The following is a 23722-nucleotide window of genomic DNA, read 5'->3' as shown; positions in this document are numbered from 1 at the left end:
TCAGAGCGAGACCGGGTAGGTCGGCTCCTGGATCTCGGGCTTGATCCGCTGCTCCACGAACACCCCGTGCCACACCATGAAAACGAGCAGCGTCCACAGTCGACGGCTGTGGTCGGAGCGCCCCTCGCGGTGCTCGGCGAGCATGCGGGAAACCGCGGACTTGTCCAGCAGGTGATCGGTCTGCGAGTCGGCGATCTGCGCCCGCGCCCAGTCGTGCAGCTCGGTCCCGCGCAGCCAGTGCCGCAGCGGAACGGGGAAGCCGAGCTTGGCCCGGTGCAGGACGTGCGGGGGAACGATCCCCTCGAGCGCCTGCCGGAGCGCGTACTTGGTGGTGTCCGGGCTGATCTTCTGCTCGTAGGGCAGCCCCTCGGCGGCCTTCAGCACCTCGGTGTCGAGGAAGGGAACCCGCAGCTCGAGCGAGTTCGCCATGGTCATCTTGTCCGCCTTGACCAGGATGTCGCCGCGCAGCCAGGTGAAGAGGTCGAGGTGCTGCATGCGGGTGACCGGGTCCCAGCCGCGGGAGCGGTCGTAGATGGGGGCGGTCACGTCCCGATGCGTCCACTCCGGCCGGAACTCGCGCAGCACCGAGCGCAGCTGCGCGTCGCTGAAGCTGCGGGCATTGCCGTAGTACCGCTCCTCCAGGGTGAGCGAGCCGCGGTGCAGCAGGCTCTTGCCGCGGGTGCCGTCCGGGATGCGCTCGGAGAGCTTCCCGGCGAGCCTGCGCAGCCCGCGCGGCAGCCGCTCGAACGGCTTCAGCGAGAGCGGCTCGCGGTAGATGGTGTACCCGCCGAAGAGCTCGTCCGCGCCCTCGCCGGAGAGCACCACCTTGACGTGCTTGCGCGCCTCCTTGGCGACGAAGTACAGCGGCACCAGCGCCGGGTCGGCCACCGGGTCGTCCAGGTACCAGACGATCTCCGGGATGGCGGCGGCGAACTCGGCGGGCGAGACCACCTTGACGACGTGCCGCGCGCCGATCGCCGCCGCGCTCTCCGCGGCCACGTCGACCTCGGAGTACCCCTCGCGCTCGAACCCGGTGGTGAAGGTGATCAGCTTCGGGTTGTGCCGCATGGCCAGCGCGGCCACCGCGGTGGAGTCGATGCCGCCGGAGAGGAACGACCCGACGGTCACGTCGGCGCGCATGTGCTTGGCGACCGAGTCCTCCAGCGCGGCCGCGATCTCCCGGTACCGGTCCTGCGGATCGCCGGTGAACGGCCGCACCGGGAAGCGCGGCTCGAAGTAGCGGGTGATCGCCGGGGCGGCGCCGGGGCGGACGGTGGCGTAGCTGCCGGACTCCAGCCGCCGGATGTCGGCGTGCAGCGTCTCCGGCTCCGGCACGTACTGCAGCACGGTGTAGTGCTCCAGCGCGCGCGGGTCCAGCCTGTCGGTGAGCCCGAGCGCGGGCAGCAGCTCCAGCAGGCTCTTCTTCTCGCTGCCGAAGGCGGTGCCGCCGGGGCCGGTGGCCAGGAAGAGCGGCTTGATGCCGAACGGGTCGCGGGCCAGGAAGAGCTCGCCGGTCTCGGTGTCCCAGATCGCGAAGGCGAACATGCCGCGCAGCCTGCGCACCGCCTCCGGGCCCCAGTAGTGGAAGGCCGCGGCGATGGCCTCGCTGTCGCCCTCGGTGCGGAACATCGGCTCGTCGCCGAACTCGGCGGCGTGCGCGGCGGCCAGCTCCGCACGCAGCTCGAGGTAGTTGTAGATCTCGCCGTTGAAGGTCAGCGCGTACCGCTCGCGGTTCCCGGCCGGACCCCAGCGCAGCGGCTGGTGCGAGTGCTCGATATCGATGATCGACAGCCGGTTGAAGCCGAAGATGACGTGGTCGTCGTGCCAGGTGCCGCGCTCGTCGGGACCGCGGTGGCGCACGCAGTGCAGCGCGTCGTACACCCGCTCGACGGTGTCCGGTGCCGCCACGTCGGAAGTCAGAAAGCCGAGCAGTCCACACACGGTGTCGGCACCCTCGATTCGGTCGGCCGGGGCTGGTGCCCGGGGAAGTCGAAATGTTCTGCCCGAGTATGCCGCACCCGCGGGGGCCGCGCGGTGCGCGGACCGGCCCCGGGGGAACCTCCCGGTCACGCGTGTCGAAGCCGACCCGGCGGCGACCGGGACGCCGGTTTGGTCTACGCTGCGTAGTACTCAGGGCATTTTCAGGTGCCCTGAACCAGTCGGGATGTGTGGCGACCAGGAAGGCGTGAGCGTGGCGCACAAGGCGAGCGAAGAGATCGGGGCGCGACCCGCAGGGGGTCGGCGGAGCCGCGTCCTTCGCCGGGCCGGGCTGGTGGTGTCCCTCGGGATGACCGCCCTGCTCGTCTCCGGCTGCTCGATCGACAATGTTTGGCTGCGCTTCGGCTGGCCGTCGGGGATCACCCCGCAGGCCGAGCGGATGCGCGAGCTGTGGACCTGGTCGGTCGTCGCCGCGCTGGCGATGGGCGTGCTGGTCTGGGGCCTGACCTTCTGGACCGTCGTGTTCCACCGGAAGAAGCCGGACTCCCCGGAGTTCCCCAGGCAGACCGGGTACAACGTGCCGCTGGAGCTCACCTACACGGCGATCCCGTTCGTCATCATCGCGGTGCTCTTCTACTTCACCGTCGTGGTGCAGAACTACGTGCACGAGCGGGTGGACAACCCGGACGTCACGGTCGACGTGACCGCCTTCCAGTGGAACTGGAAGTTCGGCTACCGCGAGGTCGACTTCAAGGACGGCTTCCGCTACGACGGCGTCGACACCGTGCGCGAGGGCATCGCGCAGGAGCAGTTGGCGGAGTACGCGGAGCGGGTCGACGAGGAGCACGGCCACCCGCAGCCCGGCCCGGTGCACGGCAAGCCGGAGAACGACATCCTCTCCTACCTGCACTACAACAAGGTCGAGACGATCGGCTCCAGCGAAGAGGTGCCGGTCCTGGTGCTGCCGACCGGCAAGGTGATCGAGTTCCAGCTCGCCGCCGCCGACGTCATCCACGCCTTCTGGGTGCCGGAGTTCCTGTTCAAGCGGGACGTCATGCCGAACCCCAAGGAGAACCACTCCGACAACGTCTTCCAGATCACCGAGATCGAGCGCGAGGGCGCCTTCGTCGGCCGCTGCGCGGAGATGTGCGGCACCTTCCACTCCATGATGAACTTCGAGGTCCGCGCGGTCTCGCCGGAGAAGTTCACCCGGTACCTCGAGGCGCGGCAGCAGGGCAGGACCAACGCCGAGGCGCTCGAGTCCATCGGCGAGTCGCCGGTGGCCACCTCCACCAGGCCGTTCGACACCGACCGCACGACGAAGACCGCGGTTGCGGCCGAGAGCAAGTGAGGGTTGATCTGACATGAGGATCGAAGCGCGCATCTTCGAACTGCTCACGGTGTTCTTCTTCATCGTGGCGGTCGTCTACGGCTTCTTCACCGCCCAGTCCCGCACCGGGATCGAGTGGGCCGGGCTCACCGGCATCGTGCTGACCGGCGGCCTCTCCCTGATCATCGGCACCTACTTCCGCTTCGTGGCGCGCAGGCTCGACCTGCGCCCGGAGGACTACGAGGACGCCGAGATCGTGGACGGCGCGGGCGACCTGGGCTTCTTCTCCCCGCACAGCCACTGGCCGATCCTGCTCGCGGGCGCGGGCTCGGTGACCGCGCTCGGGCTGGCCTTCTTCCAGTTCTGGCTGATCGGCACCGGCGTCGTCCTGGTCCTGATCGCCGCCGCCGGGCTGGTCTTCGAGTACCACGTGGGCCCCGAGAAGCACTGACCCGAAACCCGAGAGCGCCCCGCCGGAATTCCGGCGGGGCGCTCTCGCGCGTTCCGGGGGGAACTACTGCGCGGACTCGTAGCGCAGCGCGTTCTCCGAGCGGCAGATCTCATCGATCTCGGCCACCAGGGCGCGCAGCTGCTCGGAGGGGAGCGCGGAGGGCCGCAGCCGGGCCGTGAAGGCGATCATCCCGTGGTCGGTGCCGGGGAGGTCCCGGCGCGCCGTTTCGGCCCGCAGGTAGGCCGAGCGGACCCCGTACGTCATGGCGGAGATGACGGTGAAGCAGCCGGTCTCCTCGCGCAGCCCGGCGAACAGGTCGTGCAGCCGGTAGAAGACCGAGGCGTAGTTGGCCAGCGGGGCGAAGACGCCGACCCGGTAGGCGGGGCCGCGCTCGGCGGAGCTGATCACGGTGTCGGCCAGGTACTCGGCATCGCGCAGGGTGAGCACCTTGGGCGCGAACATGAGCGCGCCCGCGGCGGCGTTGCGCACCGGGGCACCCGCCTTGCCGCTCGCCGCCGAGGCGATGGCGCCGAGCGACTTGCGGGTGCGGCTGCCGAGGTCGCGGCGGGCGCGCAGGGAGCGGGTCGGGGTGGTGTGGTGCAGGCTGGACCACTGGCCGAAGCGCACGGTGCCGAGCTGCACGTGCCCGGTGCCGACCGGGCGGGAGACCTTGAGCCGCGCGGTGTCCACCCAGCGGCCGACCTGCAGCACCGACTCGCCGGGGCTGCTGATCTCCGCGTGCGCGTGCTCGACGAAGGAGTCGAAGTCGAGGAAGCGGTCGGCGTCGGTGGTGAGCCAGGTGTGGTCCTTGTCCACCTCGACCACGTCCAGGGTGAGCGCGGTGATGATGCCCGCCCGGCCGCCGCCGCCGAGGATCCGGCGGAAACGCTCGGTGTGGTGGCCGCGGCCGCAGGTGCCGATCCGGCCGTCCGGGTCCACGTACTCCAGGTCGGTGACCTGGTCGATGAACATGCCGTGCCGGTGCGAGGCGGTGCTCACGCCGCCCACCGAGGCGAAGCCACCCGCGGTGATGTCGCGGTGGTCGCCGACGATCGGCAGCCCGAGCCCGTGCGCGCCGAGCCTGCGGTCGATGTCGGAGAGCTTGGCGCCCGCCTGCACCCGCACGGTCCGCCGGGCCAGGTTGATGTCGAGCACCGCGTTCATCCGCCGCATGGAGACGACGGCGCGCTGATCCGGCAGCTCCAGCCCGTCCTCGACCGGCTCCCCGCCGTGCACCTCGAGCCGCGCCGCGCGGCCTCGTGAATCCCGCACGGTGCGAACCACATCGGCGGTATCGCGGGGCAGATATTCTTCGGTGGCGGCGGCGAAGTGCGACGTGCTCATGGCACGAAAGTCAACCACAGCGCGGCCGCTCGCGCGCCCCCTACCGCCTGCTCCGCAGCCCTTTCCCGCCGACCGGAATGCCGGATTCCGCTCAGCTGAGGGCGATCACGATCCAGAGCGCGGCGAGCAGGATGAGGTAGCCGGTGAGGGCGAGCGCGCCGACGGCGAGGAAGGCGGGGGCGATCCGGTTGCCCGAGGCCAGCGCGGGCTCGCCGCGGAGCACGGTGAGCAGGGGGATCTGGTAGCGCCCCGACTCGCCGAAGTCCGGGAAGAGCAGCGCCGCCACCAGGACGCAGACGTCGGCGGCGATGAGCACCGGGTGCGCGAGTATCGGGGCGTGCTGGCCCGCCAGCGCCAGCGGGCCGAAGAGGAGCACCAGCGGCACCCCGTAGGTCGTCACCGTCGCGTCGTGCAGCCGGCCACCGGCCAGCAATCGAGCCGCGACCGCCACCGCGACGACGGCGATCTGCAACCAGCCGAAATCCATACCGCATTCCCTGTTCCGTGATCCGCGCGACATGATGTCACATGTCCGCGAGCCGTGCGGAACCGGTGGCGGCTCGGGTCTGCCGGGGGCGGTTGATCTTTCGCGCCGGCGAGATTCGGCGCCGCGCGCCGCCGGGCGGGGTCAGTGCCCCGCGAGCCGCCCGATCCGGTGCCCGACCTCGCCGACCCAGTCGACGTGCGGCAGGTTCGCGTACTCCACCCAGAGGTTGTCGTAGGCGTCGCGGCCCTCGCTGAAGAGCCCGCCGCGCTTGTCCGCCTCGAAGACCACGCTCATGCCGTGCTCGGCGGGGACGAAGCTCACCTCGAGCTGATTCAACCGGGGGAACCGGTGCGAGGGGCCGAACTCGATCTCCTGGAAGAACGGCAGCTGCTGCGGGGTGTTGTGCAACCGGCCGTGCTCGACGTCGGCGCTGCGCAGCGGGAAACCCCAGCGCCGCACCGCGTCCAGCAGGACGTGCTGGGCGGGCAGCGCGCCGACGCCGACCGGGTCGCTGTCGGTGGCGTCCACCGCGCCGCTCACCGCGAGCACGGTGCGCAGCGCGACCACGGTGCCGGGCAGCACCTGGCCGTCGAAGAAGGTGATCGGGGTCTCCAGGTGCGCCCGCGCGCCGAAGCGGAACTCGTGGAAGGCGCCGGGGGCCAGGTCGAAGCCGCCGAAGACCTCGTGCGCGCCGAAGCCGGTGTCCCGGTGCGTCTCGCCGTCCTCGTACTCGTGCTCGACCCGGGTGACCAGCTCGATCGCGATCCGGTCGATCCGCTGCGGCACCTGGCCGCCGCGCACCCGGACGACGCCCTCCAGCACGCCGCCGGGTTGCACGCCGGGGGTGAACAGCTCGGTCTCGACCTCGGCGCCGCCCACTCCGACGGCCGCAAGCAACTTCTTGAACATGCCGCACAGTCTGCTCGGTGCGGCTCGAGAATGCCTTACGAAGCGCTTACGACCCGCGCCTGCGGGCTCTTCAGCCCGCGGCGGTGTCCGGGATGCGCGCGGCCTCGGCGGCCGGGGCGACGGGGCGGGAGCCGTTCGGCACGCCCTTCTTCAGGCTCGCGGCGTAGACGTCGACGTACTCCTGGCCGCTGAGCCGCATGAGCTCGTACATGACCTCGTCGGTGACGGCGCGCTCGACGAAGCGGTTGCCGGACATCCCCTCGTAGCGCGAGAAGTCGATCGGCGCACCGAACTTGACCGTCACCCGGTGCCGCCGCCAGCGGAACCGGCCCTGCGGGCTGATCTTGTCGGTGCCGATCACCGCGACCGGGATCACCGGGACGCCGGTCTCCAGCGCGAGCCTGGCCATGCCGGTCTTGCCCTTGTAGAGCCTGCCGTCGGGGGAGCGGGTGCCCTCCGGGTAGAGCCCGACCAGCCTGCCCTCGTCGAGCAGCTTGCGGGCGGCGTTCAGCGCGTCCTCGGCGGCGTCGGCGCCGCTGCGGTCGATCGGGTATTGGCCGGTGCCGCTGAAGAACATCTTCTTCAGCCTGCCCTTGACGCCGGGGGTGGTGAAGTACTCCGCCTTGGCCAGGTAGTTGATCCGGCGCGGGCTGAGCAGCGGGGCGAAGATCCAGTCCGCGATGGAGAGGTGGTTGCCCGCCATGATGACCGGCCCGTCGGCCGGGATGTGCTCGATGCCCTCGACCTTCGGGCGGTTGTACACGTGCAGGAACGGCCCCAGCAGCACGAATTTCAGCAGCCAGTAGAACATGGCATCCTTCCCCCGGACCGGGTGATGACGAGCGGGACCGACACGACGACTCTGCTTGTCGACTCTACCGCCGGGTACAGATCACATCCAATCCGAGCGGTGCGTTTCACCACACAGCAACATCGCCGTCACCCACGCGCGGTGACCAGTGCCGCGCGCGCCAGTTCGGCGGCGCCGATCATGCCCGCCGCCTCGCCGAGCTGGGTGGTGCGGATGCGGGCCAGCGGCCGGTGCCCGGCCCCGGTGACCGAGCGGGCGTAGTGCTCCCTGGCCTCGTCGAGGAAGAGCGGGGCCGAGGTGCTGACGCCGCCCGCGATCACCACCAGGTCGGGGTCGAAGATGTCGCTGACGAAGGCGAGGCCGAGCCCGAGCCAGCGGGCGAAGTCGGCGAGGACGAGGACCGCGAGCGGGTCGCCGTCCTGCGCCGCCGCGGCCACCCGGCGACCGGTGAGCGAACCCGGGTCGCGGATGACATCGCGGGCGAGCACGGTCGAGGTGACCGGGTCGGTGGCGAGCAGCTCGATCGCGGTGTCGGCCAGCGCCGTTCCGCTGCAGTACCGCTCCCAGCAGCCGCGCTTGCCGCACGGGCAGGGGCGGCCGTCCGGCACCACCTGCAGGTGGCCGAGCTCGGGGGCGATGCCGTGCGTGCCGCGGTACAGCTCGCCGTCGACCAGCAGCGCGGCGCCGATGCCGGTGCCGATCGCGATCAGCACCGCGTTGTGCCCGCCCGCGGCCGCGCCGAAGCGGTACTCGGCCCAGGCGGCGGCGTTGGCGTCGTGCTCGAGCACCACCGGGAGGTCGAGCTTGGCGGTGAGGTTGCGCGCGACCGGGGCGTCCTTCCACGGCAGGTGCGGGGCGAAGCGGACGCGGGCCCGGTCGGCGTCGACGAAGCCCGCCACGGCCAGCCCGACCGCGGCGATCTCGTGGCGCTGCCGCAGCTCGCGCACGGTGCGCGCGAGCGCGGCCTCGAGTGCCCGCGCGGAGTGCGGGGTCGGGGCGGTGACGGTGTCGAGCACCTCGCCCTCGGCGTCCACGACCGAGGCGCGGATATTGGTGCCGCCGACGTCGATCCCGACGGTGAGCGGGGCGCCGGTCATCGCCGGACGGTGACGGGGATGTCCACGTACCCGCTGCCGCCGCGCCGGAACCGCCGCTTCTTCGGGCCGTCGGCGCGGGGCTGCTCGGGGGCGGTGGCGCCCGGGTCGCCGGGCGCCGGGTCGGCGGGCGCGTCGCCGACGGCGGTGCCGGACCGGTCCGCGCCGGGCACGCTCGTCGCGGCCGCGCCGGAACGGCCGGTCGTGTGGTCGGGGCCTGCGCCGGTTCCCGGCGGTGCCGCGTCGGACGATCCCGCGTCCCAGCCGGGGTACGCGGTCGAGTGCTCGTGCGTGGCCCCGGTTTCCGGGTCGAAGCGGACTGGGTCGACCGGGACGCCCGCGAGCGCCTCGCGCAGCACGGTGACGATGGCGGTGCCGTGGTCGGCGATGGCGGCGAGCACGTCGTGCCGCTCGCCGCGGATCAGCGCGGCGGCCGCGCACACCGGGCACCAGCTGCAGCTCGCCCACTCGGTGCTGCCCGCGGCGGCGCCGCGGCGCAGCACCGGCTCCACCCGCTCCAGCACCGCCTCGGCGAGCAGCTTGAGCTCGGCGGCGAATTCGGCGAGCTCGTCCTCGGTCTGCCGGTCGGTCATCGCGGCCACTCCTGCGGGTCCGGGCGGAAGCGCACCACCAGCGCGCCGTCGTCGAGCTCGGCGCCGGAGACCGTGCATCGCCGCAATACCGGCGCCAGCGGCACCCGCCGCCGCACCCCGTCCGCTCCCACGATCAACTCGTCCTCCACTCTTCCGAGGCGCAGCGTCGCCGGATCGACGACCGGGAGCCGCATCCGCAGCGTGTACACCGAGTGCAGCCCGGTGCCCGACTCCCATCGAACCACCGGACCCGGCCCCTCGCCGGGGTTCTCGCCCAGCATAGGAGGCGAATGCGGCGGCACCGAGAGCGCGGCCAGCGCGTCGCTGCCGACCGGCTCGGCGCCGCGGTGCTCGACCACCTGCACCGGCAGCTCCGGCATGGCGGTGCGCAGCTCGTCGAGCACGGCGAGCTGCTCCGCGCGCAGCCCCAGGTACCAGCGCACCGCCGGGTGCGCCGCGGCGGGCTCCTGCACCGGCGGAACCGGTGGCAGGACCTTGTTGACCAGCACCGCGTCCAGTCGCAGCCCGAGCAGCGCGGCCGCGGAGCGCACCCGCGCCGACTCCGCGGCGGCGAGCCGCTCGGCCAGCGTCACCAGCCGCGCGCCGGTGCGGGCCGGGTCGGCGAGCAGGTCGCGCACCTCGGTGACCGCGGCGACGATCCGGTCGACGGTGGCGGCGAGCACCGCGCGGCGCAGGTCGGTGCCGCCGCGGCTGAGCGCGCGGTCGTGCTCGGGCCAGACCCGGCCCAGGTAGCCGAGCAGGGTGTCCGGGGCGGTGACGATGCGCAGCATGTCCGCGGTGGGCGGGCAGTCCAGGACCACCAGGTCGTACCGCTCCTCGGCCACGTACTGCGCGACCTCCACCAGTACCAGCAGCTCCTGCACCCCGGGCAGCCCGGTGAGTTCGGCCGGATCCAGCGCGCCCGGGTCGATGCCGTCGTGCCGGTGCCGCGGGTCGGCCGCGAGCAGCCGCGCCACCTCGGCGAAGCGATCCTCCAGCAGCGCCAGCGAATCCAGCTCGATCAGCTCCAGATTCGGTGCGACGGTCGTGATCCCGGCCACGGTTCCCGCGTCGTGCGGGAAGCGGAAGCCGAAGGCGTCGCCGAGCGAGTGCGCCTGGTCCAGCGAGGCGATCAGCACCCGCTGCCCGGCCCGCGCGCAGGCCGCCGCGCCTGCCGCGGCCAGCGTGGTCTTGCCGACCCCGCCCTTGCCGACGAACAGCTCGAGCCGGGTGCGCTGACCGGTCAGCCTTCGACCCGCTTCTTCAGTTCCTTCAGCGCGGTGTCGGTGATGACCTTCTCCGCCTTGCGCTTGAACATGCCGATCATCGGGATGTTCAGGTCGACGGTGAGCTCGTACACCACCCTGGTGCCGCCGCCGGGCTGGTCGGTGAGCTCGTAGCTGCCGTCCTGCGCCTTCTGCAGCTCGCCCTCGAGCAGCGTCCAGCTCACCGCGCGGCCGTCCGGGCGCCAGGTGTAGCGGAGCACGTAGGTGTCCTTGACGACGCCGGCGTCCAGCACGAAGCGGGCGGCGGCGGCGCGGCCGTCCTGGCCGACCTCGAGCACCTCGACGGACTTCGCCGCCGAGACCCACTCCGGGTACCTGCCGAGATCGGCGATGACGGCCATCACCTGCTCGGCGGGGGCCTCGACGACGATCGATCTCTGGGTCCGGTCGGCCATGGCTGGCGGCGGTTCCTTTCGACGGGTGCGGTGGTCGGGCTCGGCGGTCAGGAGACGAGCAGGTCCGGCCCCGGGGTGACGCCGGCCGGGCGGTCCGCCTCCAGCCGGGCCTTGATCTCGAACGACATCTCCTTGCCCGCGATCCGGCGCTCCCGGACCAGGGCGGCGAGGCGGCGGCCGGCGGGCGGCTCGCCCGCGGGGTCGGCGTGCAGGAAGTAGTGCAGGATCACGCCGTCCAGCGATGGCTGCAGCCAGACCTCCATGGAGCCGGTCACCGCGCCGCGCACGATCCAGCGGATGCCCTTGTCGCCGCGGTCCTCGCGGACCTCCAGCTCCAGGTCCGGCCACCAGCGGCGCCAGTGGTTCGGCGCGCCGAGCACCTCCGCGACGGCCGCCCCCGGCGCGGCGACGAAGGTCTGGTCGGCGACCACGATGCTGCTCACCCGGGTGACTGTAATGGACCGATGTGACGCAGCCGACCGGGGTGGGGCGAGCAGCGCGGCGGGATCAGCGCAGCAGCTGCCGGAGCCGGGCGCCGTGGCTGTCCCAGCGCCACTCCCGCTGCACCCACTCGCGCCCGGCGGCGCCCATGGCGGCCGCGCGGTCCGGGTCGGCGAGCACGTCGACCAGGGCGCGGGCCAGGTCCGGCACCGAGCGGCCGTCGACCACGTACCCGGTCTCGCCCTCGCGCACCGTCTCCGGCGCGCCGCCGGAGCGGCCCGCCACCACCGGCACCCCGGTCGCCGATGCCTCCAGGAAGACGATGCCGAGCCCCTCGACGTCCAGCCCGGCGCCGCGGGTGCGGCACGGCATGGCGAAGACGTCGCCGATGGTGTGGTGCGCGGCCAGCTCGCCCGCGGGCACCCGCCCGGTGAAGACCACGTGCTCGGCCACGCCGGCGCGCACGGCGAGCCTGCGCAGCCGCTGCTCGTCCGGGCCGCTGCCCGCGATCACCAGCACCGCGCCGTCGACCTGCGCGCGCACCGGGCGCAGCGCCGCGATCAGCGCGTCCTGCCCCTTGCGCGGGACCAGCCTGGACAGGCACAGGATGGTGGGGCGGTCGCCGAGGCCGTACCTGGCGCGCAGCTCGGCGCGGGCGGCCGGGTCCGGCCGGAAGACCTCGGGGTCGACGCCGGGCGGCAGGTACTCCAGCGCGGCGTCCGGGCCGAAGGCGGCGGCGAACCGGCCGCGGGTGTACTTGCTGACGTAGGTGACGACGTCGGTGCGGTCGCCGATCACCCGCAGCGCCTGCCTGGCGCCGGGCAGCATGGACCAGCCGACCTCGTGGCCGTGCGTGCTGGCCAGGATGCGCTCCGCGCCCGCCCGGCGCAGCAGCGGCGACAGCAGCGCGAGCGGGGCGGCGGCGCCGAACCACACGGTGTCGCAGCCGTGCTCGCGCAGCAGCGCGCGGGCCCGGCGGGCCACCGCGGGGGAGGGCAGCATGAGCGTGGTCGGGTGCCGCACCACGCGGTACTTCTGCGCGGCGTCGAACCGTTCGTGGCTGTCCCCGCGCCAGCGCGGCGCGTAGACCACCAGGTCGTCCGGGGGGAGCTGTTCGGCGAGTGCCTGCAGGTAGGACTGGATGCCGCCCGGCCGGGGCGGGAAATCATTGGTGACCAGCAGGGTTCGAGCCATGTGCTCAACCTACCGGGCCGCCCGCACCGCTCTGTTCGGCGATCCAGCCGAGCCAGCCCGCGACCAGCTCGGCCCTGCCGATTCCGAGCTCGGCGCGCAGGGCGGCGTCCTCGCTGCCCGCGTCCTGCGGGCCCGCGGCCAGCCTGCGGTAGAGCCGCGGGACGGCGTCCGCGCCGAAGCCTGCGGCGATGTAGGCCTGCACCGACCAGGCCCGCTCGTAGGCCTGCACCGCGTCCGGCCCGCGGAAGTCGGCGTCGGCGGGCAGGTCGGTCGGGCCCGCGCCCGCGCGCAGCGCGGCGGTGAGGGTGGGGGCGACGGCGGCGAAGGCGGCGGGCCGGGCGCGGTGCGCGGTGTAGTCGGCGAAGCCCTCCAGCACCCACTGCGGCGCGGCGTCGGAGGTGACGGCGCGCGCGGCGACGTGCGTGAGCTCGTGCCGCAGCAGCGCGGCGAGACCGTCGGGGCCGAGCCTGCGCCCGGCGTCGGGGGAGAAGACCACCCGCTGGCCGGTCGGGGTGCTGCCCGGCCGGAACGGGTCGGCGACGGCGGCGGCCGCCATCTCGGCGGAGACCGGGCCGGTGGCGCGGATCAGCCCGGCGAACTCGGCCGGGCTCTCCGCGACGGCGAGCACCGCGGTGCGCGGCCACCCCGGCCCCCAGACGGCGGTCACGGCATCGACCGCGGCGGGCAGTTCGGCGGCGAGCACCGCGACGTCGGCGGCGTTCTCCGGGTGCCCGACCACCAGCGAGTCGCCGCCCGCGGTGCGCGCCACCTCGGCGGTCAGCGGGCCGTACCCCTCCATGGTCCGGCGCACTTCGGCGAGCCGGGGGTGCGGAGCGGCGGCGGGGGAGAGCGTGGGCGCGGCGGGCTCCGGACGCAGCGCGAACACCGCGAAACCGGCTCCGAGCAGCACCAGCAGTGCCGTGGCGAGGAGCGCCGCGCGCCGCACCGGGGTCAGTAGCGCCGGGCGGAGTGGTAGGGGGTGCTGCTCATCGGCGCGACCGCGACCGGGACGCCGAAGGTGGAGGCGTGCAGCATCAGCCCGTTGCCCGCGTAGATCCCGACGTGCGAGATCTCCGGGTAGAAGAAGACGACGTCGCCGGGCTGCAGGTCTTCCTTCCGCACCGGGGTGCCGTAGCTCGCCTGGGCGGAGCTGGTCCGCGGCACGTTCTTGCCGACCTGCTTGAAGGCCCACTGCACCAGGCCGGAGCAGTCGAACTGGCTCGGGCCGGTGGCGCCCCAGACGTACGGGTCGCCGACCCGGGTGAGCCCGGCGGCGAGTGCGCTGGTGCCGCTGCCCGGCACCAGCCCCTGCAGCAGGGTGTCGCGGTCGAAGCCGGGCGGGAAGGGCGAACCGGCGAGCCCGGCCTTGTCGGTGGCGGAGAGCCTGCCCCACGCCTCGATCACCTTGGCGACGGCGCCGCTCAGCTCGTCCTGCTTGTGCCGCAGGTCGGAGCGGACGGCATCGGCCTTCTCGGCGGCGCCGCGGGCCGCGTCGGCGGCGCCGCGGGCCTCGGTCTCCGCGGCGGCGGCCACGTCGGTGACCTGCTTGAACCTGTCCAGCTGCTCCTGGGTCTGCGCGGACATGACGTCCAGCGTCGACATCTGGTCGAGCAGCTGCTGCGGGGAGTCGCTGACCAGCACCGCGAACAGCCGGTTGGTGCGCGCGCCCTGGTAGGCGGCGATGGCGGTGCGGTCGATCATGGGCTGGTACCGGCGCACCTCGGCGCGAGCGGCATCCAGCTGAGCCTGCGCGGCGCCGTGCCTGGCATCGGCGTCGTGCTGCGCGGCGAGCTTGGCCTCCAGGTCGGCCTCCGCGGTCAGCGCCTGCTGGTTGAGCTGCTCGGACTGTCGGGAGAGCTCGATCATCTGCGCGACGGCGTCGGTCGGGGTGGCGGGTAGTGCGACGGGATCGGCGCCTGCCGGGCCGCTGCTGTACAGCGTGACCGCGACCAGGGCGGCCGCGAAGGAGCTCGCCACGGCGCGCTGCCGGTTTCGGTGTGCTGCCACGATCTGTCGCGCCCCGTCCTGTCGGTGAAGTGGGAACCCGCGAAGGTCTCGATCAGGTTACGGAACGGTGCCGGATCGTGTCCACCCGGGTGCGGGGCCGGAAATCCCCGGCGCCGCGCGGTCGCGCGGCGCGGCGCCGGGGACGGGGGCTCAGAAGCGCCGCGCGCCGGTCACCGGCATGGAGGAGATCGGGGCGACCTTCACCGGCTGGCCCGAGGTGGAGGCGTGCACGACATTGCCGTCGCCCGCGTAGAGGCCGGAGTGGCCGCCGCCGTAGAACGAGATCATGTCGCCGGGCTGCAGCTCGTCCATCGAGACCGGGGTGCCTGCCGAGAGCTGGGCGCCGCTGGTGCGCGGCAGCTCGACGCCCGCCTCGGCGTAGGACCACTTGACCAGGCCGGAGCAGTCGAAGGCGTTCGGCCCGGCGGCGCCGTACACGTAGGGCGCGCCGACCTTGGAGAGCGCGGCGTCCAGCGCCAGCTCGCCCGCGGTCTTCTGCGGGGCGACGAACGGCGGGGGGCCGGGCAGCTCGACGCCGGGGATTCCCTGCGGGATCTGGACGGTGTCCGGGATCTCGAAGGTGCCGACGCCGGGGATGGTGATCGGCTGGGCCGACGCGGGTGCGGCGGGAAGGAGAAACGCGCCGGTGATGGCTGCTCCGACGGCTCCTGCGGCCATGGCACGCTTGGCGGTCTTCGCCATGATGCGGGTCTTCCTCTCTGCCTCACGACGGCGCACCTCCGTGGTGCGGCGACTTCGTGACACCCGCTTCGTGGGCGGCGTGGACTCCGTGAGGTCTCGAAAAGGTTACGAACAGATCACGGGTGCTTGTAAAGCCCGGAGTTCGCGGCATTCGGACAATTCGGAAGTGGAGCCATGCATATCTGAGTTCGATCTCACATCAATCACGAAACGATAACTCGATGAATCGCCACGGCGTCCGACAGCGGTTGCTCGGGCGTGTCGGATTTCGGATCAGGGCGCTTCGGATGCTCGTATTCGCAGGCGGGAGGGGTTTCGGTCGCGAGAACCGGAATAGCTCGGCCCAGGTGGATGTGCGTGGCTCGGAAGCGAATCTTGCATACCGTACGCCCGGTACGGGATCTGATCGACGGCGATAGCCTATTCAAATATGGGTGACTCCGATCACAACGCGGTATCTCGGCCGCCGAGGCCGGGTAATTACACGCATGTCGGCCGTGTCGGTGGGTCCGTTTACGCTGCCCGCCATGTCCGCGCAACTGGCGTTCGACGAGCTCGACACCCCGCTCTACGACACCACCTTCGTGGTGGTCGACCTGGAGACCACCGGGGGCAGCCCGGCGGCGGACGCCATCACCGAGATCGGCGCGGTCAAGGTGCGCGGCGGCCAGGTGCTCGGCGAGTTCGCCACGCTGATCGATCCCGGCCGGGCCATCCCGCCCGCGATCGTGCACGTCACCGGCATCACCGACGCCATGGTCTGCGCGGCGCCGCGGATCGAGGCGGTGCTGCCCGGCTTCCTGGAGTTCGCCGCGGGCGCGGTGCTGGTCGCGCACAACGCGCGCTTCGACACCGCGTTCCTCAAGGCCGCCGCTGAACGCAGCGCGACCCCGTGGCCCAACCCGCAGGTGCTCTGCACCGTGAAGCTGGCGCGCCGGGTGCTGGCCAGGGACGAGGCGCCGTCGGTGCGGCTCGGGGTGCTGGCCAGGGTGCTCGGCGCGAGCGTGCAGCCGACGCACCGGGCGCTCGACGACGCCCGCGCCACCGTCGACGTGCTGCACGCGCTCATCGGGCGGGTCGGCAACCTCGGGGTGCGCAGCCTCACCGAGCTGCTCGACTACCTGCCCGACGTCTCCGCCGGGCAGCGCGCCAAGCGCGGCCTCGCCGCCGGGCTGCCGACCGCGCCCGGCGTCTACCTGTTCCGCGGGCCCGGCGCCGAGGTCCTCTACATCGGCACCGCGGTGAACCTGCGCCGCCGGGTGCGCGGCTACTTCACCGGCTCGGAGACCCGCGGCCGGATGAAGGAGATGGTCGCGCTCGCCACCGCGGTCGAGCACGTGGTGTGCGCGCACGGGCTGGAGGCCGGGGTGCGCGAGCTGCGGCTGCTGGTCGCGCACGCGCCGCCGTACAACCGGCGCTCCAAGTTCCCGAAGCGGGGGTGGTGGGTCGCGCTCAGCGCGGAGGCGTTCCCGCGGTTCACCGTGGTGCGCGAGCCGGACCGGGTGGCGCTCGGGCCGTTCCGGTCGCGAGCCGACGCGGTGGACGTCGCGGCGAGCCTCGCGGAGTTCTGCGGCATCCGCACCTGCGCGGGGCGGCTGCCGAAGGGGGCGCGGCACCGCTGCCCGGCCGCGGTCGTCGGCGGGTGCCCGGCGGCCACCGCCGAGGGGCTGGACGCGGCGGAGTACGCGGAGCGGCCCGCCGCCGTCCGCGCGCTCTTCGCCGGGCGGGACGACGCGCCGCTGCGCGCCATGCTCGCCGAGGTCGAGCGGCGCGCCGCGCGCGAGCACTTCGAGGCGGCGGCGCGGCTGCGCGACCGCGCCGCGCAGGTGGTCCGCGCGCTCGCCCGGACCCAGCGGCTGGTCGCGCTGGCCCGGCTGCCGGAGCTGATCGCCGCAGGCCCGGACGGGTCGGGTGGCTGGGAGTTCGCCGTGATCCGCTACGGGAGACTGGCCGGGGCAGGCTGCGCCCCCCGCGGCACCCCGCCCATGCCGGTGGTGGAGAGCATCGTCGCGGGCGCGGAGACCGTGCTCCCGCCGGCTGCTCCGGAACGATCGAGCGGGCGGAGCGCAGCCGGCGCCCCCGACCTCGCCGAGGACGGCGTAGCACCGCTGCGCGGGGCCTCTCCGGAGGAGGTGGCGCTGGTGGCGCGCTGGCTGAGCGGGCCCGGAGTGCGCATCGTGCGCACCGATATCGGCTACGCGGTGCCGCTGGCGGGCGCGGCGCGGCACCTGGCGTGGGCGGAGAAGGCGCGGGCGGCGGCCCGCCCGCCCGACCCGGAGCGGGAGTACCGGGAGCGGGCGGGCTGAGGCGCTTACGCTGACACCATGATTACCGCGATCGTGCTGATCCACGCCGACAACGCCCGCATCCCGGAGACCGCGCAGGCGGTCGCGGACACCGCGGGCGTCACCGAGGTGTACTCCTGCGCGGGCGACGTCGACCTGATCGCCATCGTGCGGGTGCGCGACCACGAGCAGGTCGCCGAGGTGGTGACCGCCGGGGTCGACAAGGTGCCCGGCGTGCTGCGCACCACCACGCACATCGCCTTCAAGGCGTACGCGGGCGCGGACGTGGAGGCGGGTTTCTCGCTCGGGGAGTGAGGTCGCACCCGGCGCCGATGCGGTGGCGGGGTCCCGGTCCGGGGAGTGCGGCGGGGCTCAGTCCGCCAGTACCGCGGTGAGCGCGACCCAGCGGTCCAGCAGCTCGGCGGCCTTCCCGCCGTCCACCGCGGCCGCGGCGCGCTCGATCCCCGCGCCCAACGCGGCGTGCAGCGCGTCGCCGAGCGCCGGGTCGTCCGCGGCCAGCGCGGCGGCGAGCCCGCCCGCGGCCTCGGCACCGGTCGCCAGGTCGTAGGCGACGATCGCGGCGGCGGAGTTCAACAGCACCGCGTCCAGCACCGGGCCCTTCGCCCCGGCGAAGACGTCCCGCGCCACGGCGGCGTTCGCCACCGCGTCGCCGCCGCGCAGCGCGTCCAGCGGGACCAGCGGGATGCCGACCCGCGCCGGGTCGATCACGGCCTCGCGCCGCCGCCCGCCGGAGACCACCCAGGCCGCCGTGGTGTCCGAGGTGGTGATCTCGTCCAGCCCGTCGGCGCCGCGCACCACCAGCGCGCTCGCGCCGCGCTCGGCGAAGACCCCGGCGATCACCGGGAGCAGGTCGGGGAAGGCGCAGCCGACCAGCCCCGCGCGCGGCTGCGCCGGGTTGGTCAGCGGGCCGAGCACGTTGAAGACGGTCGGGATGCCGATCTCCTTGCGCGCCGGACCGGCGAAGCGCAGCCCGGCGTGGAAGAGCGGCGCGAAGCAGAAGCCGACCCCGACCTCGCGCACGCAGCGCGCCACCGCCTCCGGCCCGAGCGCCAGCCGCACCCCGAGCGCCTCCAGCACGTCGGCGCCGCCCGCCTTGGAGGTGGCGGCCCGGTTGCCGTGCTTGACCACCGGCACGCCCGCGGCGGCGACCACCACCGAGGACATGGTGGAGATGTTCACCGAGCCGGAGCGGTCGCCGCCGGTGCCGACGATGTCGACCGCGTCGCCGTCCACCCGGACCAGCTTGGCGTGGCCGAGCATCCCGGCCGCCATGCCGCCCAGCTCGGCGGGGGTGGGGCCCTTGATCTTCATGGCGACGCCGAATGCCGCGATCTGGGCGGAGGTCGCGTTGTCCGCGAAGATCTCGTCGATCACCCAGGTGGTGTCGTCCGCCGTCAGGTCGCCGCCGTCGGCGAGGACGCCGAGTACCTGGGGCCAGCTGCGCACGCTCATCTCCACCCGTTCTTGTCGTTCGAGACACGATGTCGGGTTGCAGAGTAGTAGGGCGCGGCGCGCGGGTCAGCCCGGCTGCAGCGCCTCCCAGCCATCGGCGCTGCCCTCGTGCCGCTGGGCGAGCCCGGCCATGCGGGAGCGCTCCTGGGAGCAGTGCAGCGCGTCGAGCACCTGCACCCGCTGGAGCAGCAGCAACCCCGGCTCACCGGCCTCGGCCGGGGCGTACCCGTCCTGCGCGGCGAGCTCGCAGACCCGGGCGACGTGCTCGGCCGGAATCCGGAGGTGGTGCCGCAGCACCACCTCCGCGCCCGGAGCGAACCGGTCGGCCCGTTCCAGCGCCGCGGAGCACGCCTCGGCGTCGTCGAAACTCGCCGCGACGACCACCAGATCCGGGCGCGCCGGATCCAGCGGCGGTGTCGTCGATCCGCCGAACAGCCGCCGCCACCAGGGTCGGTCCGCCATCTCCTGCCTCCTTCACAGCGTGTTCTTCCCGACACGGGGAGCGCGACTTTCGCACCCGGCTACCTCTGTCGTACTACGGGGAGTCATACTTACCCCGTGACGACCGCAGTAGGGACCCCAGGATCGGCCATTACCCAGCGTGTGCACTCGCTGAACCGGCCCAACATGGTCAGCGTCGGTACCATCATCTGGCTCTCCAGCGAGCTGATGTTCTTTGCCGGCCTCTTCGCGATGTACTTCGTCGCGCGCGCGCAGGCGAACGGGAACTGGCCCCCGGAGCCGACCGAGCTGAACATGGCGCTCGCCGTCCCGGTCACCGCGGTCCTGGTCGCGTCCTCCTTCACCTGCCAGATGGGCGTCTTCGCCGCCGAGCGGGGCGATGTGTTCGGGCTGCGGCGCTGGTACACGATCACCCTCGCCATGGGCGCGTTCTTCGTCGCCGGGCAGGGCTACGAGTACTACCACCTGGTGCACGAGGGGACCTCGATCTCCAGCAGCGTGTACGGCTCGGTCTTCTACATCACGACCGGCTTCCACGGCCTGCACGTGATCGGCGGGCTGATCGCGTTCGTCTTCCTGCTGGCCCGCACGAAGATGAGCAAGTTCACGCCCGCGCAGGCCACCGCGGCGATCGTCGTCTCCTACTACTGGCACTTCGTCGACATCGTGTGGATCGGGCTGTTCGCCACGATCTACTTCGTCCGCTGACGCGGGCGTGGCGAAAACGTAACGTCGGTTCCGTCTACTCCAAAGGGACACAGATGAGTTCATCTCCCCCGTCAGCGCCGCAGCCCGCCGGCCCAGGGAAGGGCGAGGCCAGCACGATCCGCAGGCAGCGCAGGCTGCGCAGGCGGATCGCGGGTGGCCTCGCGCTCCTGGTGGGACTGGTCGGAGCCGGCTTCCTCGCGACCGCCCTCACCCCGGAGCCCCAGGTGGCGACGGCGAACGAGGACACCTCCGCGCTGATCCGCGAGGGCAACCAGCTGTACGACACCTCCTGCATCACCTGCCACGGCGCGAACCTGCAGGGTGTCGAGGACCGCGGCCCTAGCCTGATCGGCGTCGGCGAGGCGGCGGTGTACTTCCAGGTGTCGTCCGGCCGCATGCCGATGACCCGCAACGAGGCCCAGGCGATGCGCAAGCCGCCGAAGTTCGACCCGCAGCAGACCGACGCGCTCGGCGCCTACATCGCGGCCAACGGCGGCGGCCCGACCGTGATCAGGGACGAGAACGGCGAGATCGCCCAGCAGTCGCTGCGCGGTGACGACCTCGGCCGCGGCTCCGAGCTGTTCCGGATGAACTGCGCCTCCTGCCACAACTTCACCGGCCGCGGCGGCGCGCTCTCCTCGGGCAAGTTCGCCCCGCCGCTGGAGCCCGCGAGCGAGCAGCAGATCTACGCCGCCATGCTCACCGGCCCGCAGAACATGCCGAAGTTCTCCGATCGCCAGCTGAGCGACGAGGAGAAGCGCGACATCGTGGCGTACGTGATGAACGTCAGGGAAGAGAAGGCGCCCGGCGGCTGGGACCTCGGCGGCTTCGGCCCCGCCACCGAGGCGCTCGCCATCTGGCTGGTCGGCATCACGCTCACCGTGGGTGCCGCGATGTGGATCGGATCCCGGGCATGAGTGAAGAGGAGCGCAACGACATGGTCCGGCCGGAGGAGGGCGCCGACGACGGCACCCAGCGGCAGGATGCCGCGAAGACGGCGATCGACCCCAAGGGCACCTTCACCGAGGAGCAGCTCGACGGGCTGTCCAGGGACGAGCTCATCGCCATCGGCACCGCGCGCGACGACGTCGAGGTGGCCTACCGCGCCGAGCGGTTCCCGGTGCCGGGCACGCGGGCCGAGAAGCGCGCGGAGCGGGCAGTCACGCTGTGGTTCGCGATCTCCGGCATCGCCGCGGTCGCGCTGGTCGGCGTCTTCCTGTTCTGGCCGTGGCAGTTCAAGGGCGCGGGCGAGGAGGGGCACGTCGAGTACTCGCTCTTCACCCCGCTGGTCGGGCTGACCTTCGGCATCTCGGTGCTGGTCATCGGTATCGCGGTGGTGCTGATCCGGCGCAAGTTCATCCCGCACGAGCTCTCCATCCAGCAGCGCCACGACGGCCCCTCCGACGAGGTGGAGCGGCGCACCCTCGGCGCGCAGCTCTCCGACGCGCTGGAGACCTCGACGCTCGGCCGCCGCAAGATGATCACCCGCACCGCGGGCGCCGGTGTCGGCGTGCTCGGCGTCGGCGCGCTGCTGGTCTTCGTCGGCGGCCTGATCAAGAACCCGTGGGCGCTGCGCGAGAAGGCCCCGCTCTGGGTCTCCGGCTGGACCCCGGACTACCCGGGCGAGACCATCTACCTGCGCCGCGACACCGGCCGCCCGGAGGACGTCGTCCTGGTGCGCCCCGAGGACCTGGACGCGGGCGCCATGGAGACGGTCTTCCCGTGGAAGGAGAAGTGGCGCGGTGACCCGCACGACATGCTGCAGTCGCTGCGCGGCATCCGCAACTCCGTGATGCTGATCCGGCTCCGCACCCAGGACGCCGAGAGCGCGATCAAGCGCAAGGGCCAGGAGAGCTTCAACTACGGCGACTACTTCGCCTACTCGAAGATCTGCACCCACCTCGGCTGCCCGACGTCGCTGTTCGAGCAGCAGACCAACCGGATCCTGTGCCCCTGCCACCAGTCGCAGTTCCTGGCGACCGAATGGGGCAAGCCGATTTTCGGTCCGGCCGCCCGCGCCCTGCCGCAGCTGCCGATCACCGTCAACACCGAGGGGTACCTCGTCGCCAACGGCGACTTCATCGAGCCGCTCGGGCCCGCCTATTGGGAGCGTCGATCATGAGTGCTGAAGCAAGTGGCGGCCGGGTGGCCGCCCAGGCGAACGAGATGGACGAGCGCTACCGCGCCGCCGCCTTCGTGAAGCGATCGATCAACAAGGTCTTCCCGACCCACTGGTCGTTCCTGCTCGGTGAGATCGCGCTGTACAGCTTCATCATCCTGCTGCTGTCCGGTGTCTACCTCACGCTCTTCTTCGACCCGTCGATGACGCACGTCGTCTACGACGGGTCCTACCAGCCGCTGCGCGGCGTCGGCATGTCGCGGGCCTACGAGACGGCGCTGAACATCTCCTTCGAGGTGCGCGGCGGGCTGTTCGTGCGCCAGGTGCACCACTGGGCGGCGCTGCTCTTCGCGGCCTCGATCATCGTGCACCTGTTCCGCATCTTCTTCACCGGCGCGTTCCGCAAGCCGCGCGAGGCGAACTGGGTGATCGGCTCGCTGCTGCTGATCCTGGCCATGTTCGAGGGCTTCTTCGGCTACTCGCTCCCGGACGACCTGCTCTCCGGCACCGGCCTGCGCGCCGCCTTCTCCGGCATCACCATCTCGGTGCCGGTGATCGGCACCTGGATGCACTGGCTGATCTTCAGCGGTGACTTCCCCGGCGACATCATCATCCCGCGGCTCTACATCGCGCACGTGCTGCTGCTGCCCGGCATCATCCTGGCGCTGATCGCCGCGCACGTCGCGCTGGTCTGGTACCAGAAGCACACCCAGTTCCCCGGCCCCGGCCGCACCGAGAACAACGTGGTCGGCGCCCGCATCGTGCCGGTGTTCGCCGCGGACCAGGGCGCGTTCTTCGCCTTCACCCTCGGCATCGTGGCGATCATGGGCGGCGTGCTGCAGATCAACCCGATCTGGAACCTCGGCCCGTACAACCCGTCGCAGGTCTCGGCCGGTTCGCAGCCCGACTTCTACATGATGTGGACCGACGGCATGGCCCGGCTGATGCCGCCGTGGGAGCTGTACATCGGGCGCTACACCATCCCGGCCGCCTTCTGGGTCGCGCTGGTGATGGGGCTGGTGTTCACCCTGCTCGTCGCCTACCCGTGGATCGAGCGCAAGCTCACCGGCGACACCCAGGCCCACCACAACCTGCTGCAGCGGCCGCGCGACGTCCCGGTGCGCACCGGCATCGGCGCCATGGCGATCACCTTCTACGTGGTGCTGACGCTCTCCTGCGTCAACGACATCATCGCGCTGAAGTTCGACATCTCGCTGAACGCGACCACCTGGTTCGGCCGGATCGGGCTGCTGGTCCTGCCGCCGATCGCCTACTTCCTGGCGTACCGGTTCTGCATCGGCCTGCAGCGCAGCGACCGGGCGGTGCTGGAGCACGGCATCGAGACCGGCGTGATCAAGCGGCTGCCGCACGGCGAGTACATCGAGGTGCACCAGCCGCTCGGCCCGGTGGACAGCCACGGCCACCCGCTCCCGCTGGAGTACCAGGGCGCCACCGTGCCCAAGAAGATGAACCAGCTGGGTTCCGCCGGTCAGCCCGGCACCGGCTCGTTCCTGCGCGCCGACCCGGTGCAGGAGAGCGACCGGAACTTCGAGCACGAGCACGCGGAGGAGCGCAAGCAGCTCGCCGTGCTGCAGCGTGTGCAGGAGGAGGCGGAGCGCCGCAACGGGCACAACGGAAGCAACGGGCACCACTGAGCCCCGGCTCCCGATCGGGACGAGCCCCGGATCCTCGC

The 23722-nt window shown here is 72.5% G+C and carries 24 protein-coding genes; 8 read left to right on the top strand and 16 right to left on the bottom strand.

Annotated features, from left to right (window positions below; translation table 11 throughout):
- Complete coding sequence (gene asnB / locus ACFUUZ_RS12575) at positions 1 to 1941, bottom strand: asparagine synthase (glutamine-hydrolyzing) (RefSeq protein WP_378695439.1); 1941 nt, start codon at positions 1939 to 1941, stop codon at positions 1 to 3.
- Between the two features lie 346 nt (positions 1942 to 2287).
- Here asnB and ACFUUZ_RS12570 point away from each other — a divergent pair, with 346 nt between their 5' ends.
- Positions 2288 to 3289 carry a cytochrome c oxidase subunit II gene (locus tag ACFUUZ_RS12570; protein ID WP_378695438.1) on the top strand — a complete coding sequence of 334 codons (1002 nt, stop codon included), beginning with the start codon at positions 2288 to 2290 and terminating at the stop codon, positions 3287 to 3289.
- Positions 3290 to 3302: 13 nt separating this feature from the next.
- A complete protein-coding gene (locus tag ACFUUZ_RS12565) occupies positions 3303 to 3719 on the top strand; it encodes a cytochrome c oxidase subunit 4 (RefSeq protein ID WP_378695436.1) in 417 nt (138 codons plus the stop codon).
- 63 nt (positions 3720 to 3782) lie between these two features.
- Here the strand turns inward: ACFUUZ_RS12565 and ACFUUZ_RS12560 are convergent, their stop codons facing one another.
- The 13 genes from ACFUUZ_RS12560 to ACFUUZ_RS12500 form a co-directional block, all read right to left on the bottom strand.
- Positions 3783 to 5063 (bottom strand): FAD-binding oxidoreductase, encoded by a 1281-nt coding sequence (locus ACFUUZ_RS12560; protein ID WP_378695434.1) that lies wholly within the window; start codon positions 5061 to 5063, stop codon positions 3783 to 3785.
- 91 nt (positions 5064 to 5154) lie between these two features.
- Positions 5155 to 5550 carry a hypothetical protein gene (locus ACFUUZ_RS12555; protein ID WP_378695432.1) on the bottom strand — a complete coding sequence of 132 codons (396 nt, stop codon included), beginning with the start codon at positions 5548 to 5550 and terminating at the stop codon, positions 5155 to 5157.
- Positions 5551 to 5691: 141 nt separating this feature from the next.
- Positions 5692 to 6459 (bottom strand): sporulation protein, encoded by a 768-nt coding sequence (locus tag ACFUUZ_RS12550; RefSeq protein WP_378695430.1) that lies wholly within the window; start codon positions 6457 to 6459, stop codon positions 5692 to 5694.
- 70 nt (positions 6460 to 6529) lie between these two features.
- The gene (locus ACFUUZ_RS12545) at positions 6530 to 7270 is read right to left on the bottom strand and encodes a lysophospholipid acyltransferase family protein (protein WP_378695428.1); all 741 of its coding nucleotides are present in this window, start codon (positions 7268 to 7270) and stop codon (positions 6530 to 6532) included.
- Between the two features lie 128 nt (positions 7271 to 7398).
- Entirely contained in the window at positions 7399 to 8367 is a 969-nt protein-coding gene (locus ACFUUZ_RS12540) for an ROK family glucokinase (RefSeq protein ID WP_378695426.1), read from the bottom strand.
- Positions 8364 to 8957, bottom strand: a complete 594-nt coding sequence (locus ACFUUZ_RS12535) for a hypothetical protein (protein ID WP_378695424.1) — start codon at positions 8955 to 8957, stop codon at positions 8364 to 8366. Before ACFUUZ_RS12535 ends, ACFUUZ_RS12540 begins: the two co-directional genes overlap by 4 nt.
- Complete coding sequence (locus tag ACFUUZ_RS12530; protein WP_378695533.1) at positions 8954 to 10177, bottom strand: ArsA family ATPase; 1224 nt, start codon at positions 10175 to 10177, stop codon at positions 8954 to 8956. The genes ACFUUZ_RS12535 and ACFUUZ_RS12530 overlap by 4 nt, the downstream gene beginning before the upstream one ends.
- Before the next feature lie 23 nt (positions 10178 to 10200).
- On the bottom strand, positions 10201 to 10638 hold the full coding sequence (locus tag ACFUUZ_RS12525) for an SRPBCC family protein (RefSeq protein ID WP_378695422.1): 438 nt from the start codon (positions 10636 to 10638) through the stop codon (positions 10201 to 10203).
- A 47-nt stretch (positions 10639 to 10685) separates the two neighbouring features.
- A complete protein-coding gene (locus ACFUUZ_RS12520) occupies positions 10686 to 11081 on the bottom strand; it encodes a polyketide cyclase / dehydrase and lipid transport (RefSeq protein WP_378695420.1) in 396 nt (131 codons plus the stop codon).
- A gap of 64 nt (positions 11082 to 11145) precedes the next feature.
- A complete protein-coding gene (locus ACFUUZ_RS12515) occupies positions 11146 to 12273 on the bottom strand; it encodes a glycosyltransferase family 4 protein (protein ID WP_378695418.1) in 1128 nt (375 codons plus the stop codon).
- Between the two features lie 4 nt (positions 12274 to 12277).
- On the bottom strand, positions 12278 to 13219 hold the full coding sequence (locus ACFUUZ_RS12510; protein WP_378695416.1) for a hypothetical protein: 942 nt from the start codon (positions 13217 to 13219) through the stop codon (positions 12278 to 12280).
- Positions 13220 to 13224: 5 nt separating this feature from the next.
- Complete coding sequence (locus tag ACFUUZ_RS12505) at positions 13225 to 14280, bottom strand: NlpC/P60 family protein (protein ID WP_378695414.1); 1056 nt, start codon at positions 14278 to 14280, stop codon at positions 13225 to 13227.
- Positions 14281 to 14430: 150 nt separating this feature from the next.
- A complete protein-coding gene (locus tag ACFUUZ_RS12500) occupies positions 14431 to 14982 on the bottom strand; it encodes a C40 family peptidase (RefSeq protein ID WP_378695412.1) in 552 nt (183 codons plus the stop codon).
- Positions 14983 to 15509: 527 nt separating this feature from the next.
- On the opposite strand from ACFUUZ_RS12500, the gene ACFUUZ_RS12495 reads away from it, so the two are divergent.
- Entirely contained in the window at positions 15510 to 17288 is a 1779-nt protein-coding gene (locus ACFUUZ_RS12495; RefSeq protein WP_378695411.1) for a DEDD exonuclease domain-containing protein, read from the top strand.
- Positions 17289 to 17306: 18 nt separating this feature from the next.
- Positions 17307 to 17582: an Lrp/AsnC family transcriptional regulator gene (locus ACFUUZ_RS12490; protein ID WP_378695409.1), complete on the top strand. Its 276-nt coding sequence runs from the start codon at positions 17307 to 17309 to the stop codon at positions 17580 to 17582.
- A 57-nt stretch (positions 17583 to 17639) separates the two neighbouring features.
- Here ACFUUZ_RS12490 and trpD read toward each other — a convergent pair whose 3' ends face one another.
- Together trpD and ACFUUZ_RS12480 are read right to left on the bottom strand one after the other, a co-directional pair.
- Positions 17640 to 18740 (bottom strand): anthranilate phosphoribosyltransferase, encoded by a 1101-nt coding sequence (gene trpD / locus ACFUUZ_RS12485; RefSeq protein WP_378695407.1) that lies wholly within the window; start codon positions 18738 to 18740, stop codon positions 17640 to 17642.
- Between the two features lie 66 nt (positions 18741 to 18806).
- Positions 18807 to 19202 (bottom strand): hypothetical protein, encoded by a 396-nt coding sequence (locus ACFUUZ_RS12480; RefSeq protein ID WP_378695405.1) that lies wholly within the window; start codon positions 19200 to 19202, stop codon positions 18807 to 18809.
- Positions 19203 to 19298: 96 nt separating this feature from the next.
- Between ACFUUZ_RS12480 and ACFUUZ_RS12475 the strand changes: the two genes are divergently transcribed.
- From ACFUUZ_RS12475 to ACFUUZ_RS12460, 4 genes are read left to right on the top strand one after another with little or no spacing between them, the layout of a single operon-like run.
- Positions 19299 to 19910 (top strand): heme-copper oxidase subunit III, encoded by a 612-nt coding sequence (locus ACFUUZ_RS12475; RefSeq protein ID WP_378695403.1) that lies wholly within the window; start codon positions 19299 to 19301, stop codon positions 19908 to 19910.
- 53 nt (positions 19911 to 19963) lie between these two features.
- Entirely contained in the window at positions 19964 to 20827 is an 864-nt protein-coding gene (locus tag ACFUUZ_RS12470) for a c-type cytochrome (protein ID WP_378695401.1), read from the top strand.
- Positions 20824 to 22032, top strand: a complete 1209-nt coding sequence (locus ACFUUZ_RS12465) for a ubiquinol-cytochrome c reductase iron-sulfur subunit (RefSeq protein WP_378695400.1) — start codon at positions 20824 to 20826, stop codon at positions 22030 to 22032. Before ACFUUZ_RS12470 ends, ACFUUZ_RS12465 begins: the two co-directional genes overlap by 4 nt.
- Positions 22029 to 23684: a cytochrome bc complex cytochrome b subunit gene (locus tag ACFUUZ_RS12460; RefSeq protein WP_378695398.1), complete on the top strand. Its 1656-nt coding sequence runs from the start codon at positions 22029 to 22031 to the stop codon at positions 23682 to 23684. The genes ACFUUZ_RS12465 and ACFUUZ_RS12460 overlap by 4 nt, the downstream gene beginning before the upstream one ends.
- The last annotated feature ends 38 nt before the right edge of the window (positions 23685 to 23722 follow it).

It is taken from the genome of Nocardia sp. NPDC057353 (genome assembly GCF_042667085.1).
GTDB lineage: Bacteria > Actinomycetota > Actinomycetes > Mycobacteriales > Mycobacteriaceae > Nocardia.
The sequence above is the reverse complement of the archived record's forward strand: the minus strand, read 5'-3'. Positions and strand labels throughout refer to the sequence as shown.

What these genes read in the sequence shown, in the direction of transcription:
- ACFUUZ_RS12570 (WP_378695438.1), top strand. Translation starts at nt 2,288, where the DNA reads ATGACCGCCCTGCTCGTCTCCGGCTGCTCGATCGACAATGTTTGGCTG.
- ACFUUZ_RS12565 (WP_378695436.1), top strand. Translation starts at nt 3,303, where the DNA reads ATGAGGATCGAAGCGCGCATCTTCGAACTGCTCACGGTGTTCTTCTTC.
- ACFUUZ_RS12560 (WP_378695434.1), bottom strand. Translation starts at nt 5,063, where the DNA reads ATGAGCACGTCGCACTTCGCCGCCGCCACCGAAGAATATCTGCCCCGC.
- ACFUUZ_RS12555 (WP_378695432.1), bottom strand. Translation starts at nt 5,550, where the DNA reads ATGGATTTCGGCTGGTTGCAGATCGCCGTCGTCGCGGTGGCGGTCGCG.
- ACFUUZ_RS12550 (WP_378695430.1), bottom strand. Translation starts at nt 6,459, where the DNA reads ATGTTCAAGAAGTTGCTTGCGGCCGTCGGAGTGGGCGGCGCCGAGGTC.
- ACFUUZ_RS12545 (WP_378695428.1), bottom strand. Translation starts at nt 7,270, where the DNA reads ATGTTCTACTGGCTGCTGAAATTCGTGCTGCTGGGGCCGTTCCTGCAC.
- ACFUUZ_RS12540 (WP_378695426.1), bottom strand. Translation starts at nt 8,367, where the DNA reads ATGACCGGCGCCCCGCTCACCGTCGGGATCGACGTCGGCGGCACCAAT.
- ACFUUZ_RS12535 (WP_378695424.1), bottom strand. Translation starts at nt 8,957, where the DNA reads ATGACCGACCGGCAGACCGAGGACGAGCTCGCCGAATTCGCCGCCGAG.
- ACFUUZ_RS12525 (WP_378695422.1), bottom strand. Translation starts at nt 10,638, where the DNA reads ATGGCCGACCGGACCCAGAGATCGATCGTCGTCGAGGCCCCCGCCGAG.
- ACFUUZ_RS12515 (WP_378695418.1), bottom strand. Translation starts at nt 12,273, where the DNA reads ATGGCTCGAACCCTGCTGGTCACCAATGATTTCCCGCCCCGGCCGGGC.
- ACFUUZ_RS12500 (WP_378695412.1), bottom strand. Translation starts at nt 14,982, where the DNA reads ATGGCGAAGACCGCCAAGCGTGCCATGGCCGCAGGAGCCGTCGGAGCA.
- ACFUUZ_RS12495 (WP_378695411.1), top strand. Translation starts at nt 15,510, where the DNA reads ATGTCCGCGCAACTGGCGTTCGACGAGCTCGACACCCCGCTCTACGAC.
- ACFUUZ_RS12490 (WP_378695409.1), top strand. Translation starts at nt 17,307, where the DNA reads ATGATTACCGCGATCGTGCTGATCCACGCCGACAACGCCCGCATCCCG.
- trpD (WP_378695407.1), bottom strand. Translation starts at nt 18,740, where the DNA reads ATGAGCGTGCGCAGCTGGCCCCAGGTACTCGGCGTCCTCGCCGACGGC.
- ACFUUZ_RS12480 (WP_378695405.1), bottom strand. Translation starts at nt 19,202, where the DNA reads ATGGCGGACCGACCCTGGTGGCGGCGGCTGTTCGGCGGATCGACGACA.
- ACFUUZ_RS12470 (WP_378695401.1), top strand. Translation starts at nt 19,964, where the DNA reads ATGAGTTCATCTCCCCCGTCAGCGCCGCAGCCCGCCGGCCCAGGGAAG.
- ACFUUZ_RS12465 (WP_378695400.1), top strand. Translation starts at nt 20,824, where the DNA reads ATGAGTGAAGAGGAGCGCAACGACATGGTCCGGCCGGAGGAGGGCGCC.
- ACFUUZ_RS12460 (WP_378695398.1), top strand. Translation starts at nt 22,029, where the DNA reads ATGAGTGCTGAAGCAAGTGGCGGCCGGGTGGCCGCCCAGGCGAACGAG.